General features: G+C 46.4%; 12 protein-coding genes and 1 pseudogene. 11 read left to right on the top strand and 2 right to left on the bottom strand.

Going from position 1 to position 14287, the window contains the following annotated elements:
- Positions 1-218: 218 nt before the first annotated feature.
- The 3 genes and pseudogenes from L693_RS0117750 to L693_RS0117760 all read left to right on the top strand — a co-directional run bounded on the left by L693_RS0117750 (position 219) and on the right by L693_RS0117760 (position 2927).
- Positions 219-689, top strand: coding sequence for a MarR family winged helix-turn-helix transcriptional regulator (locus L693_RS0117750; protein WP_025718726.1), 471 nt, complete (start codon positions 219-221; stop codon positions 687-689).
- Between the two features lie 267 nt (positions 690-956).
- Complete coding sequence (locus tag L693_RS0117755; RefSeq protein WP_025718727.1) at positions 957-1418, top strand: MarR family winged helix-turn-helix transcriptional regulator; 462 nt, start codon at positions 957-959, stop codon at positions 1416-1418.
- A pseudogene (locus L693_RS0117760) lies at positions 1411-2927 on the top strand (DHA2 family efflux MFS transporter permease subunit). Before L693_RS0117755 ends, L693_RS0117760 begins: the two are co-directional and overlap by 8 nt.
- Positions 2928-3056: 129 nt before the next feature.
- On the opposite strand, the gene L693_RS0117765 reads toward L693_RS0117760, so the two are convergent.
- Both L693_RS0117765 and L693_RS0117770 read right to left on the bottom strand, forming a co-directional pair.
- Positions 3057-3803: an RluA family pseudouridine synthase gene (locus L693_RS0117765; protein WP_025718728.1), complete on the bottom strand. Its 747-nt coding sequence runs from the start codon at positions 3801-3803 to the stop codon at positions 3057-3059.
- Between the two features lie 8 nt (positions 3804-3811).
- Complete coding sequence (locus L693_RS0117770; protein WP_025718729.1) at positions 3812-4675, bottom strand: class I SAM-dependent methyltransferase; 864 nt, start codon at positions 4673-4675, stop codon at positions 3812-3814.
- 329 nt (positions 4676-5004) lie between these two features.
- Between L693_RS0117770 and araA the strand changes: the two genes are divergently transcribed.
- From araA to L693_RS0117810, 8 genes are all read left to right on the top strand, one after another.
- Positions 5005-6486 (top strand): L-arabinose isomerase, encoded by a 1482-nt coding sequence (gene araA / locus L693_RS0117775; RefSeq protein ID WP_049825207.1) that lies wholly within the window; start codon positions 5005-5007, stop codon positions 6484-6486.
- Between the two features lie 211 nt (positions 6487-6697).
- Positions 6698-7156: a flavodoxin gene (locus L693_RS0117780; protein WP_049825208.1), complete on the top strand. Its 459-nt coding sequence runs from the start codon at positions 6698-6700 to the stop codon at positions 7154-7156.
- 20 nt (positions 7157-7176) lie between these two features.
- Positions 7177-7977: a hypothetical protein gene (locus tag L693_RS0117785; protein WP_025718732.1), complete on the top strand. Its 801-nt coding sequence runs from the start codon at positions 7177-7179 to the stop codon at positions 7975-7977.
- A gap of 314 nt (positions 7978-8291) precedes the next feature.
- Complete coding sequence (locus L693_RS0117790; RefSeq protein WP_025718734.1) at positions 8292-8945, top strand: HlyD family secretion protein; 654 nt, start codon at positions 8292-8294, stop codon at positions 8943-8945.
- 15 nt (positions 8946-8960) lie between these two features.
- Positions 8961-10478, top strand: a complete 1518-nt coding sequence (locus tag L693_RS0117795; RefSeq protein WP_025718736.1) for a DHA2 family efflux MFS transporter permease subunit — start codon at positions 8961-8963, stop codon at positions 10476-10478.
- Between the two features lie 71 nt (positions 10479-10549).
- Positions 10550-12016 (top strand): efflux RND transporter periplasmic adaptor subunit, encoded by a 1467-nt coding sequence (locus L693_RS0117800; protein ID WP_025718738.1) that lies wholly within the window; start codon positions 10550-10552, stop codon positions 12014-12016.
- Between the two features lie 271 nt (positions 12017-12287).
- Positions 12288-13130: an STM4015 family protein gene (locus L693_RS0117805; protein ID WP_025718739.1), complete on the top strand. Its 843-nt coding sequence runs from the start codon at positions 12288-12290 to the stop codon at positions 13128-13130.
- Positions 13131-13149: 19 nt separating this feature from the next.
- Positions 13150-14287, top strand: a 1138-nt coding sequence (locus L693_RS0117810) for an STM4014 family protein (protein ID WP_025718741.1), incomplete at its 3' end; no start/stop codon positions are given.

Below are 14287 nucleotides of genomic sequence, written 5' to 3' on the forward strand. Positions count from 1 at the left end.
GCACGAATGAGGACCTTTTTGCCGTCATGCTGTCGAACCTTGAAAAGCCTCCAAAACCGGAGTGAGACTTCCTTCCCCTTTTCAATGAATGCCCCAAAAACAGCAGGAAACCAGGGGGAAATGGCGAAAATTTAATGTGATGAAATACAACCCGGACGGTGGCCGATGCGGTAACTTTGTTTTTTTACCGATCCTGTTATTCAAAGGAGTGAGGCAAAATGCAAACGACCGAATTTGCGAAAATCTGGTCCAGAATGGCTAAGGATTACAAGGTTCATATGGAGCAGCAGTTGGCTCCATCACTAACTGAGGCTCAACTCACGGTGCTGGAGGTTCTAAACGAATACGGCCGTATGAAGCCGTCTCAATTGATCCCGTATCTCGCCACCACCCCTGCGGCGGTTACGATGCTGCTGGATCGGATGGAGCGTAATCGACTGGTTACCCGTTTCAGAGACGTAAAGGACCGCAGAATTGTATGGATTGTCATATCAGATCAAGGTAGAGAAGAGGCGGAACGCGGTTTGCAAATCCGGGATGATTTTTTGGGCTCCGCACTAAATCGGATTTCTCAGCATAATCAAAATTTGCTGGTCTATTTGTTGGGTAAAATCACAACAAAGACGAAAACTTCGGTATCGACAAGTGAAGCAGCGGCAGAAAGGGAACAAATAGAACGAGCAAAGTAACGAGAATTGTGGATACATGAAAAGTAGTTAGCTGTACGCTGTTGGTTATCTCTTTAAGGTGAATAGGAATGCGCGGATGTAAATACCTATCGTGGTATTCATACCGCGCTTTTTTGTGCTGAAGCATAGGTGTTGTTTGGGTGAATGTTGACATTCAAAAAAGAGATGATAAAATAATAGTTATAAATAAATAACATTTTGTATACGAATAGTTGCACGATTATGTATATGAAATGTGAAGTAGCAGTAGGAAGAAGGATGGTTCAAATGGATGGAAGAGAGGAAGAGAGACTTGAGGTGTACCGGATTATCCAATCGGTAAGGGAGGTTAACAAAACGATATTTTATGCTTTCTGGAATGAAGAACGGCACTTGGATCTGACAGCCATTCAGCATTTGGTTTTGTCAATTTTGAATAAACGGCCCAATATCGGGTTATCTGAGCTGGCAGACCTTGCCCGAATGGGATCCAGCTCCATGAGCGGAGTGATTGATCGTCTGACGAAGGCCGGGTATGTCGTTCGTGCACGAGATGAGCATGATCGCAGATCATTGGTGCTGTCCCTGACGCCTGCGGGAAAAGATATTATGCAAAAAGTGGATGCGATGTGGATGGAACGCATCCTACCTATTTTGGACATTCCAAAGGAGCAACTGGACATGGTTTTGGATGTCCACAAGCAAATGATTATGAAACTGACATCGAAGGGAATGAATCAACTTGAGTAGTTCTCAAAATACTCTATCGGGTAACGTACGCAGGGCACCGATTGTGGCCGCTCTGTTGATTGGCGCGTTTGTTGCCATTTTAAACCAGACATTAATTAGTGTGGCTCTACCAAAAATGATGAACGATCTGAATATAGATGCTAATGTGGCTCAGTGGCTTAGCATGGGTTTTATGCTCGTAAACGGAGTGTTGATCCCGGTAACCGCATTTTTGATTGCCCGTTTCTCCACTCGTAAATTGTTTATCAGCGCGATGATTATTTTTTCATTGGGTACATTGTTATGTGCTATAGCACCGAGCTTTAGCATCCTGCTGATCGGACGGCTCATTCAGGCCGCGGGTGCAGGCATTATGATGCCTTTAATGATGGTCGTTATCTTGACATTTTTCCGATAGAACGTCGTGGACGGGCGATGGGCACACTCGGGATTGCAATGGGCTTTGCTCCAGCCATTGGACCAACCCTTTCAGGTTATATTGTCCAAAATCATGATTGGCGAGTATTGTTCTGGATCATTCTGCCGATTTCAATCATTTCAGTTATAATTGGAGCCATTTTTCTGAAAAATGTAACGGAGCAGTCTAAACCCAAGCTGGATATTCCGAGCATCATCTTATCCACACTCGGGTTCGGCGGATTGTTATATGGCTTTAGTGATGCGGGAACATCAGGCTGGGGAAGTATCACGGTTTTGTCTACGCTTATCGTCGGGACGATTGCGCTTATTCTGTTTATTGTCCGCCAGCTGAAGGCCGATGAAACGATGCTGGAGTTCCGTATCTTCAAATACGATATGTATAGTTTGACGACGATTATTAATCTCATTGTGACGATGGCATTGTACGCCGGTATGATATTGCTGCCGATTTATTTGCAAAATATTCGCGGTTTTTCGCCGCTCCAATCCGGTATGCTTATGTTACCAGGAGCGATTCTGATGGGGATTATGTCTCCGGTTACGGGAGCCATTTTTGACCGAATCGGAGCGCGTTGGTTGTCTGTAATCGGCTTGTTGATTATGGTTGTGACGACTTGGGAATTTACAAGGTTGACCGAATCAACCGCCTATATGACGTTGTTAATTAATTACACGGTACGGATGTTGGGGATGTCATTGCTGATGATGCCAATCCAAACAGCCGGGTTGAATCAGCTTCCGCAACGATTAAATGCGCATGGTACGGCGATGAGTAACACGCTGCGTATGATTTCCGGCTCCATAGGGACGGCAATTCTGGTGACGGTGATGTCGACCTTAAGCAGCAGCCGTCTGACAACGCTTGTTGCATCCGAGGGAATCAAGGTTACAAACAAAGCGGAGATGCTGGCCGCAGGCAACCAGGCTACGATTTATGGTATTAACTCGGCCTTTATCATTGCAACTTTGCTGAGTGTGGCCGCTCTGATTTTAGCGTTTTTCATCAAAAACACGAATGCTCAGGACGCTCAACCACACCAGCAGCCGGTGAACAGCAAGCAGGGGCAAACCGTGGCTTCCTCATCATAAGGCTGCGGGATATATAAATTTTTTCGCACAAAAGAACCCGCAATGCATGCTTGTTTGATACATGCATTGCGGGTTCTTTTGCGTATTGATTGACACTATTGAAAATTATATGGGACAGGACTTGCCTGCTCAGTTTCCAGCCATAATCATGCTTTCATAAAGCGAAACGGGCCACTCGCTCCACGGAAATTGGGCGGGAGGTAATGAGTGAAAGCTCATATCCTCTTTGCTGACTGGATGCGGTGCACCGGCAAGCAAGGACCAGAGAGCAAGCTGTTGACCGGGGCGGCTCAGACTGCCGCCATATTTTTGATCCCCGTAGAGAGGACAGCCGATTGCCTGCATCTGCACACGTATCTGGTGCGAACGTCCGGTATGCAGTTTAATCTGCACCAGACTGAGTCCATCTACTTGCCCAAGCACGCGATACTCCAAAATAGCTTCCTTGGCGCCAGCCGTGCCGGGACGGACAGCCTGAACGGTGTTCGTGCGGCTATCCTTTAGCAGGTAATGGGTTAGACGGCCTTGTGGAGCTGTGGGAACACCATTCAGAACCGCTGTATACATTTTGCGAAAATGGCGGCCTCGAACCGACTCTGACAACCGAGAAGCAGCTTTGGACGTCTTGGCAAAGATCATGGCTCCGCCTACAGGGCGATCCAGTCTGTGAACCAGACCCAAAAAGACGTTGCCAGGCTTATGGTGTCTGATTTTAAGGTCTTCCTTCAGTAACGACAGCAGATCAGGATCTCCGCTGGCATCCTCTTGTGTCGGAACATTGACGGGCTTTACAACCGCCAAAACATGATTGTCCTCATATAAAACAGGAATGTTCGGCTCTGCAGGCCCCTGTCGGGTAAGTTCATCTGGAGTCATAAGAGGAATTAAGCCTCCCAGCGTCCGAGAATACCGCAAGGTAAATTCAATCCCGAGCGCGTGATCGGTAAGCCGATTTCACCAGCGCTAATTTGCCCGCCGTATTTTTGTTGCATGGTCATGCTCAGCATATTATGCAGTACGGTAGGTGAAATACCAGTGGTATAGGAGTTGATCAGCACAAACAATGGTTGATCCGAGATGATGCTCATGCAGGATTCCAGAAACGGATACAGGCTTTCTTCAAGCTTCCATGTTTCTCCGTTCGGTCCGCGTCCGTAAGAAGGAGGGTCCATAATAATCGCATCATAACGGTTGCCTCTGCGCTGTTCACGTTGCACGAACTTAAACACGTCGTCTGTAATAAAGCGTACCGGACGGTCGGCTAGACCGGACAAATGTACGTTCTCTTTTGCCCACTGTACCATGCCTTTGGCGGCATCCACGTGAACTACGCTGGCTCCGGCATATGCTGCGGCCGTAGTGGCTCCACCTGTGTAGGCAAACAGGTTCAGTACAGAAATCGGTCTGCCTGCACCTTTGATTTTATCCATCATCCAGCTCCAGTTCGCTGCCTGCTCCGGAAAAAGACCGGTATGCTTGAAGCTGGTCGGTTTGATGTGGAATTTAAGGGGGCCGTAGCTGATCGTCCAGCGATCGGGAATAGGCTTCTTCATATCCCATTGACCGCCCCCGGAAGAACTGCGGTGGTAATGCCCATGAACATTACGCCATTCAGCTGTTTCCTGGGTCAAAGGCCATATGATTTGCGGATCGGGACGACGCAGGACAATATCGCCCCAGCGCTCCAGTTTTTCGCCACCGCCAGTATCCATAACTTCATAGTCTTTCCATCCTTGTGCTACATACATGTACAATCCATCCTTCAGCAGTCAATTCAGGATTTTGGCAGCACACTGCACAAAATCCCCATATGGAATCTATTGTACAACAAACCTTAGCAACAATCGAATGATTCCATCAAAGTAACAGTCTGGTGAGGAGGGCGAAAATATTTTTTTCAGATGTACTTGTAATTAGAGCGCTTCCATATTAAAATGAAGTCAATCCCACTTGTACGTACAACTATCTATTTTTCAGTATAATAATAAAAAAATGAGATAGATTGTACGTACATGGTAGTTCTATATATTATACAGCTGCAATTATACTTATTTCCTGACAGGAGGAATTTTGAATTATGAAACCGTTTAAATTTTGGTTTGCTACAGGAAGTCAGCATTTATATGGACCTGAAACGCTTGAACAGGTACAAGAGCATTCCCGCAAAATAGTAGAAGGATTGAACCGTAGCGGTCATCTGCCGTTTGAAGTTGTATTGAAACCTGTACTGACGAATTCCGACGCAATCCGTCGTTTGATCATTGATGCGAATGGGGATGACCTGTGCGCAGGGATTATTACCTGGATGCATACGTTTTCTCCAGCGAAGATGTGGATTGCCGGCTTGACGCGTTTGTCGAAGCCTTTGCTGCATCTGCATACTCAATTTAACCGTGATATCCCTTGGGATAGCATCGATATGGATTTTATGAACCTGAACCAATCCGCACATGGTGACCGCGAATTTGGCTTTATCGGTGCCCGTTTGGGTGTAACCCGCAAAGTCGTTGTTGGTTATTGGGAGGAAGAAGGAGTTCAAAAGCGGATTGGCAGCTGGATGTCTACCGCGGCTGCTTATAGCGAAAGCCAAAACCTCAAAGTAGCACGTTTTGGTGATAATATGCGTGAGGTGTCCGTTACTGAAGGTAACAAAGTAACCGCTCAAGCCCAATTAGGCTGGTCGATCAACGGCTACGGCGTGGGTGATCTGGTTGAAATCGTTAATAACGTGACAGAAGGCGAAATTAGCGCCTTGTTCGAAGAATACAATGACCTGTATGAATTATCTGCAGCAGCGAAGCAGCCGGGAGCGGTTCGTGATTCCATTCTGGAACAGGCTCGTATTGAATTAGGCATGAAGAAGTTTCTGGAGGATGGGGGCTTCGGAGCTTTTACAACAACGTTCGAAGATCTGCATGGACTGAAGCAACTGCCTGGTTTGGCTGTTCAGCGTTTGATGGCTCAAGGCTATGGCTTTGGCGGTGAAGGTGACTGGAAAACAGCAGCATTGACACGCCTGATGAAGCTGATGGCTAACAACGTGGATACTTCCTTTATGGAAGATTATACCTACCATTTGGAGCCAGGCAATGAACTGATTATGGGATCACATATGCTGGAGGTGTGTCCTACCATTGCTGTAAACAAACCGCGTATTGATGTTCAACCGTTGGGTATTGGCGGTAAAGCCGATCCGGCTCGTCTTATTTTTGAAGGTAAACCGGGTAACGCACTTGCGGCGTCCATCATTGAATTGAAAGGCCGCTTCCGCCTGATCATTAACCAACTTCAGGCTGTGGAAAATAAAAATAAAATGCCTAAGCTGCCTGTAGCCAGCGTTTTGTGGAAGCCGGAGCCTTCGCTCGAGGTATCCGCAGAAGCATGGATTCATGCGGGTGGAGCGCATCATACGGTATTGTCCTATGCTGTAAGCACTGAGCAATTGCTGGATTATGCTGAACTGACAGGCATAGAAGCTGTTGTTATTGATAACAACACGAATATTCGCCAATTCCGTCAGGAGCTGCAATGGAATGAATTGTACTGGAGAAATAAATAAGTAAAAGCTATCAATAAGCAAGCTCCTTATAAAAGCTGCTTAATCATAGGTTTGATCAGCGAACAGCCGCATCTGATGCGGCTGTTTTGCGTATATTTTTACTATGGATTAAGGCCTTTTCGAAATTTATATTTGACAATGAGAATCATTATCAAATATTATTTGAGTAATAGGGAATGAAAGCATCCCATATTTCAAGTAAAGGTGAGGGATGAACTTGGGTAAAATTTTGATTGCTTATGCCAGTTTGACAGGTAATACTGAGGAAATTGCGGAATTGATTGCCGAGGGCGTTCGCCAAGCGGGTCATGAGGCAGAATTAAAGGCTTCGTATGATTGCAACGCGCAGGAACTGCTCGATTATGATGGTTTCTTGCTGGGTGTATATACTTGGGGAGATGGTGAGCTTCCTGATGAATTTTTAGATTTTTATGAGGAAATGGACGAACTTGATCTGTCAGGCAAAAAGACGGCTGTATTTGGCAGTGGAGATACCTCTTATACGCAATTCTGTGGTGCGGTGGATTTGGTGGAAGAAAAAGTTAAAGAACGCGGGGCTTCAGTGATTCAGGAGAGCCTGAAGATTGAATTCAACCCATTGGATGATGCCAAGGAAAATTGCCGGGCTTATGGAAGACAATTTGCACAGGCGGGTATTGGAGTGTCCTGAGATGAGAGTGAGGGATAGGTATGCGTAATAGCGATAGCTTAAGCGGTTATCCTCTTCTGCACGACTATCAGCTTGAGGAGATGTGGAGAACGCCGCAGCCAATCCATCCGTCACAGGCAAAACGCGGGCGTGAGGGCTGGAATTGGCGGCAACGGGTTCAATATGCGGTAGGCCATGCGCTGAACGAATACTTTGGAATGGAAGTAGAGGTGCAGCGGGAAGTACCCGTCCAGTATGTGCTGGAGAAGTGGTGGCCCAAGCAGCCAAACGGCTTTGAATCGTTGTTCCACTATTGGGACATCAAAAATAAAGTGTCAGGTGAGTTGTCTAAAATATGTGCTTTAAACAAGGACCTGCTCACGCCAGTGATGCTGTATGAACAATTTTGCACGTCGGTTCCTGAACTCAAGGTCGATATTTCGCTTATTGTCCAGGCTGCCTGGCAGCTATCAGCTGGAGCCGATTCCTTACTGATTCAAAAGTATATTGTGGATTATAATCCTAATGTTATTTTTACATTCCAGCATTTGACGAATGTATTCTGTCATTATGCATTTGGAGCTCTCCCACAGCTTATTGAGGTCTATTGTTTGCTGGAAGGCAAGAAAATTCGTTTTATGCCGGGACCTGCCTCTTTGCAGCAATCATTGGACTATATACAGCTTTTGCGGGATTCTATGGACGATATCCATAGGAGAACAGAACGCTGCCGTTGTAGGAATTGTATAGGACAGCAAATATCCCAGGATAACGGAACGAATAAGAACAAAAAAGAGGAGCAGGAGGCGAAAAATCGTAAACCGAGTTATTCCATTTCATGAAGGGCCTTGGAAACAAGGTTCTTTTTTGTGAAAAAAAATTATGAAATAAATGAAAATTTGTATTGCCTGAATAGATAAATGTATCTATAATATTTCAATGTACGATATTTATATGAAAATATTTAAATATCAAGAAGACGGGTTGTGGAGCATGGATCAGCTTGTCCTATGTACATAGAATAAGACCTGTCTTTTTGCATGGTATGTAGCCATGCGTTATTTACGTTCTAAATTTGGTTTAATGGCCTAATATTTCAATTTTAAAATATTAGCGTTGAATAATAAAAAATTTTTGGACAACAGGGGTGGAGCAAGTGAGTAAGAAAACTGTATTGCCGATTCTCATCGTACTGCTTATTCTGAGCGGTGGAGCTATTGGCTATTATTATTGGTATCAGGCAACACACTTTGTTAAAAGTGACGATGCGCGCATTCAAGCCGATCAGTATAAGGTGATGCCGCAAATCTCCGGAGAGATTAGCCACATTGACGTGGAAGAAGGCGATGTACTGCAGCGCGATGAACCGATTGCCGAGCAGGATGTATCGGGACTGGATGCAAGTATGATCAGCAAGTCTGTACTGCGTGCGCCGATCAGCGGAACTGTTATTAAGATTTATTCCAAGGAGCATGAAATCGGAACACCAGGTAGTGCTGTAGCGACTATGGTTGACATGAACAGCCTGTATGTGTCCACGAATATTGAAGAAACCGATATTAACCGGATTAAACCAGGGCAGCTTGTTGACATTACGCTTGATGCAGCAGGTGATCAGGTCATTCAAGGTAAGGTTCGCAAAGTGGGCGAAGCTTCAAATGCAGTGTTCTCGCTCGTTCCTGCAGTGAACACAAGTGGTAACTTTAATAAGGTAACTCAACGTGTCCCTGTAGAAATCGCCGTGAACAAGCCAAAGGATTTGAAGCTCATTCCTGGCACGAACGTGGAAGTAAAAATTCATACATCTTAAAAAGGAGGGGTCCATGTGGCTGCCAATGATACTGCTGCTGCTCCTTCGACAGATTCCTCCAAAGAACGCTGGCTTGCCTTTTTTGCTATCGTTTTAGGCGCCTTTGTCGCCATTCTGAACAACAGTCTGATCAATGTCGCCATTCCACGATTGACGACAGACTTAGGATCAACAACGACACGTATTCAGTGGGTTATTACAGGTTACACGCTTGCATCCGGCGTAATCGTCCCGATTACCGGATATATGGAGCAGCGTATCGGATACAAAAAGTTTTTGATTCTTGCCCTCAGCGTTTTCTCGCTGGGAACAGGAATATGTATTTTTGCATGGAGTGATTCTTCTCTGATCGCGGCGCGTGTGCTGGCTGGTCTGGGAGGCGGTGTCATTATGCCGCTGAGTATGACGATTATTTACAAAATCATGCCGCGTGAACAAATTGGGATGTCCCTTGGTATATGGGGGATCGCCGCAATGGCGGCGCCAGCTGTAGGACCTACGCTGAGCGGATACTTAATTGAATGGTTTAACTGGCGTTTCTTATTTATTGTCAGTCTGCCTGTTGCTTTATTTGCCATTTTAATGGTCATCCTGCTTATCAAAGAGCCGCCTAAAGTACAGCCGAAGCAGTTTGATCTACCGGGCTTTTTGCTGGCGGCAACTTGTGCTGGAACACTGTTGTACGCACTGACAAACGGTCAGCGTGATGGCTGGACTTCTTTTGGAATTGTATCCCTGCTGTTTATTTCTTTCTGGGCACTTGTCTTTCTCATCTATGTAGAAAGCGGCAAGGATAATGCAGTAATTGAAATTTCATTATTCAAGAATTCAAAATATACGATTAGTGTTATTGCCTCCAGTCTGGTTATGATGGGGTTGTACGGGGGAACGTTCCTTACACCGTTGTTTTTGCAAAATATTCAGCGCGTGTCGCCGATTGATACCGGTATTATCCTCATTCCACAGGCCATTGCCATGGCGGCTATGATGCCTATTGCCGGGAAGCTGTTCGATAAGTTCGGCATTGTGCCTTTGGGACTTGTCGGTCTGACGCTAACCAGCTTTATGACGTATCACCTTCATCAGCTTACGCCAGATACCTCGCATGCCTGGCTGGAAACGGTAATGTCTTTGCGGGGGCTGGGAATTGGTATCTGTATGATGCCATTATCCACGGTCGGCATGAACGCTGTTCATCCGAGCAAGGTAGCCAATGCATCTACAGCATCCAATTTGGTACGTACCGTGGCTGCATCTATGGCGATTGCGGTGCTGACGGCGATTATGCAAAGCCGTTCGGCAGCTCATGCCCAACAAATTTCCGAGTCCATTACACAAGACTCGGCTCATACGCTACAAGCGACGTTGGGCAACTCATGGATGTCATCCATAAGTAGTTTAATTACACTGGATGCCACATCGAGAGGAATTGGGGATACATTCCTCATTTCATCCATTCCGCTGTTTTGCACGATTCCACTCATCTTTTTGTTTATTCAGAGGAAGAAAGCAAATACACAGCCGGAAGCTTAATAAAGAGAAGTACAAAAATATCGACTGGATGGCTTACATTATTTCCACGGACAGAAAGAAAGGGAATTATCATGAAAATATCGAGAGTAGAAAGTACATTAGCGGCTTTGGTCCTCAGCGGCGCAGTGTTGGCAGGCTGCTCTAGTAACAGCGGAGCAGCGCAGGACATGGTTGTTCCGGTTAAGATCAGCCAAGCGCAGCAGGGTATCATCGGACAGGGGAACATTTATACAGGTACGGTCACACCTTCGGAGACGGTAAATATCGTGCCTAAAGTAGGCGGTAAAGTGGTTCAATTACCTGTAGATATTGGCTCGGAGGTCAAAGAAGGTCAAGTGCTGTTCAAACTTGATGATAAGGATATGCGCAACAATGTTGCGAAAGCCCGTGCAGCAGCAGCGGCGGCGGCTGCCGGGGTAAGCAGTGCTGAGGCATCCCATGAGTCGTCCTTGGTTCAAGCCAACTCTGGCGTAGTACAGTCCAAGAGCGGTATGATTCAATCCCAAAGTGCAATCAATCAGGCGCAGGGCGTTATTAACCAGGCCACTACAGCGTTAGAACAAGCGACAAATGGTGTCTCCACGGCGGCCAATACAGTAAAACAAACACAACAAGCCTTGGCAGACGCTCAGAAGAATGTGGCACGTACACAAAGCCTGTTTGATGCAGGTGCAAGCACCCAAGCTCAACTAGAACAAGCAAAAACAGCTGTCGTGAACGCGGAAGCGGCCTACAAAAATGCACAAAATGCACAGGCTAATGCTCAAGATCAGCTGATAGCTGCACAAAAGGCACTCACTACAGCCCGTAACGCCTATGATACAGCAAAAAATAGCTATAGTAATGCCAACAACGGCTACAGCAATGCACAAAATCAGCTTAAGGTATCTCAAAATACTGCGGTCATTGAGTCTAGCCAGCAAACTCTCAAGCAGGCTCAGTTGAATGTAAGTATTGCTCAAGATGCACTGAACGATACTGTAGTTACATCACCAATCAACGGTATTGTTGGGACAAAAAATGCAGAGGTAGGCGAAATGGTATCTGCTCAGGCTCCTGCACTGGTCATTGCCAATCTGAGTACAGTCAATACGCTGATCTATGTTCCAGCTGAACAGATCAACAATGTTAAAGTGGGTGACAAGGTACAGGTTCGTGTAGCAGCATCCAATATTGTGACAACAGGTACAGTTAAAAATGTCAGTCCGTTAGACGCCAGCGGTAAAGGCTATCCTGTAAAAATCTCGGTAGCGAACCCGGATATGAAGCTGAAATCCGGCATGCTGGCAGATATCAGCTTCGTCGCTGCCAATGCGCAAGAAGGCATTGTCATCCCTACCGCAGCAGTTCAAAAGGAGCAAGGTAAAGAATATGTATATGTTGTAAACGGAGACCATGCAAAACGCAAGGAAGTGAAAACCGTTCAAACAACAGGCTCACAAACACTGGTTACCAGTGGCTTGAGCAATGATGAGAATGTAATTGTGAATAACCTGGCATTGCTGTCCGACAATACACCAATTACAATCAGCCAATAAATTGGTCTAGAGACTAAGTTTTGTTTTTCGTACTATATATTCGTGCTTTATAATAGCGAGATTTATGAAAAAGAATATGAGCAGGACAGACCGCAGCTGTTTATCGGTCTGTCCTGCTTTTATTTTTTCGCATATTTTACATAGGATTAATGTCGGAAAGAGGCTATTTTTGACGAACATTGGTATGATAGGATAGACTGAATTGGAAATAGATAGTCTACTAGATGGGATTTATTACATTCTCAGATGAGCGATCGGAGGAATTGTAAAAATGGAAGTGAAATTAGTAGTTGATTTTGATGCTTATGAGGATGGCCAAACGATGGCTAAATCCATTGAGGAGCTGGCAGCCAAGCCAGAGAGCGCTGAGGTTACGGAGCTAATTATTGGCGATTGGGGCGGAGCCTATGAAAATTCGCCTGAGGATTTTATCCCGGTGCTGGTGCAGCATAAAGATCAATTTCCGAAGTTGCGCAAGCTGTTTATCGGCGATATGGAATATGATGAGTGTGAGGTTTCATGGATAAATCAAACGAATCTGTCCCCGTTGTTAGAAGCGTTTCCAGCACTGGAGTCTTTTTATGTCAAAGGAAGCCAGGACTTGAGCTTGGAGCCGCTTCGCCATAGCCGCCTTCAGGAATTGGTTATTATTTGCGGTGGTCTGCCGGCCAGCGTCCTTCAGCAAATATATCATGCCGAGCTGCCAGAGCTGCGCAAGCTGGAGCTGTATTTGGGTGTGGATCAATACGGTTTTGATGGTAGTCTGAAAGATGTTTTACCGTTTTTGAACAATAATCCATTTCCCAAACTTACATACTTGGGGCTAAAGGATAGCGAAATACAGGATGAAATTGCGATTGCAGCAGCTAATGCCCCAGTCATCGGACAATTGGAAGTGCTGGATCTGTCTCAGGGTACATTATCCGATAAAGGAGCAGAGGCTCTACTGGCTAGTGAAAGTATCAAGGGGTTGAAGCATCTGGATTTGAGCTATCATTATATGTCCAGTGAAATGATGCAACGTTGGAAAAGCTCTGGACTATCTGTGAACGTAGATGATCAGCAGGAAGCAGATGAGGAAGATGATTGGCGTTATCCATCATTGACTGAGTAATCTTATTTGAGGTGGCTTTATGGTTGGAATATCAGACAGTAGTGCCGGCGAGCCATTTATTTTGTTCGGTAATCCGGGGAATCGCCGGACCACGGGTCTACAAGCGGCGCGTAGCAGGTTGAAGCTGTCGCCAGCAGTGGAGGTTACCTATACAGAAGTGCTGCGAGCCATTCGAGAGAAACGCAGTCTGGGTGAGCTGATGGCTCAAATCGCTGCACAAGCTGCACCAGATGGCGTAAATGGTAGTGTGCATGTGCAACAAAGCATCGTTCAGGTACTAACGAGGCAGGCGGACATCAGTCCGCTGCTTCGTCTGGATGCGCCGGGCGAAAGCTTTGAGGTAGAGCGTGAGCTGATCGCTCTTGGCGCCCCGGATGCTGAAGGGGATGATTCTCTGCTGCCAAGCTCGGAATGGACACAAGGCACAGGTATTTCGGCAGCAGAAGCGCGTCGTCTGCAGGAGCAGCACGGCCGTATTTGGCACCCGGCACAATGGTTCCGGGGCTATTGCCGTCTGCTGGCCTGGCTGCGGCATGAAGCGGCGCTGCTATGGCCCTTGTCACGCTGGATGAATGATCCGGCGGAAGTGGCGGTGATGTTCGATAAGCGGCGTTGCAGCGTCGTGTTAGGCAAGGCGGGCATAAGGGTTCCACCAGTGCTTTTACCATCAGATGGAGCATTCCGTGACGCTGCCGATCTGCATAGGACCATAAAGGAAAGCAGATTTCACCGTATATTTGTGAAAATATTTTGTGGTTCCGGTGCTTCTGGAGTGATGGCCTATCAGGTACATCCTCGGACACAGGCAGAGCTGGCAGTGACCACAATTGGCACGGAAATTGTACAAGGTCAGCGTGTATTTTACAATGCCGGACGCTTGCGCCGTTATACGGACAAGCAGGACATTCATGCCATCCTGGATTGGCTGTGCATGGAAGGGGTACATGTGGAGCGCTGGATTCCTAAAGCGACCCTGAACGGGTGCGTGTATGATGTACGCCAGCTTGTGTGTGGAGCAGAGGCTTGCCATGCGGTTCTACGTTTGAGCCGCAGTCCCATTACGAATCTGCATTTGCGTAATAAGCGACTTTTGCTGGAGGAGGCCGGCTTGTTACCGGATAAGGTGGAAGCGATCCAATCGACTGCGGAAGCCGCCA

This window comes from Paenibacillus sp. 1-18 (genome assembly GCF_000520755.1).
Classification (GTDB): Bacteria; Bacillota; Bacilli; order Paenibacillales; family Paenibacillaceae; genus Paenibacillus; species Paenibacillus brasilensis.

Excerpts from the sequence above, each read along its gene's own strand:
- L693_RS0117750 (WP_025718726.1), top strand. The coding sequence starts at position 219 with ATGCAAACGACCGAATTTGCGAAAATCTGGTCCAGAATGGCTAAGGAT.
- L693_RS0117755 (WP_025718727.1), top strand. The coding sequence starts at position 957 with ATGGATGGAAGAGAGGAAGAGAGACTTGAGGTGTACCGGATTATCCAA.
- L693_RS0117765 (WP_025718728.1), bottom strand. The coding sequence starts at position 3,803 with ATGACTCCAGATGAACTTACCCGACAGGGGCCTGCAGAGCCGAACATT.
- L693_RS0117770 (WP_025718729.1), bottom strand. The coding sequence starts at position 4,675 with ATGTATGTAGCACAAGGATGGAAAGACTATGAAGTTATGGATACTGGC.
- araA (WP_049825207.1), top strand. The coding sequence starts at position 5,005 with ATGAAACCGTTTAAATTTTGGTTTGCTACAGGAAGTCAGCATTTATAT.
- L693_RS0117780 (WP_049825208.1), top strand. The coding sequence starts at position 6,698 with ATGAACTTGGGTAAAATTTTGATTGCTTATGCCAGTTTGACAGGTAAT.
- L693_RS0117785 (WP_025718732.1), top strand. The coding sequence starts at position 7,177 with ATGCGTAATAGCGATAGCTTAAGCGGTTATCCTCTTCTGCACGACTAT.
- L693_RS0117800 (WP_025718738.1), top strand. The coding sequence starts at position 10,550 with ATGAAAATATCGAGAGTAGAAAGTACATTAGCGGCTTTGGTCCTCAGC.
- L693_RS0117805 (WP_025718739.1), top strand. The coding sequence starts at position 12,288 with ATGGAAGTGAAATTAGTAGTTGATTTTGATGCTTATGAGGATGGCCAA.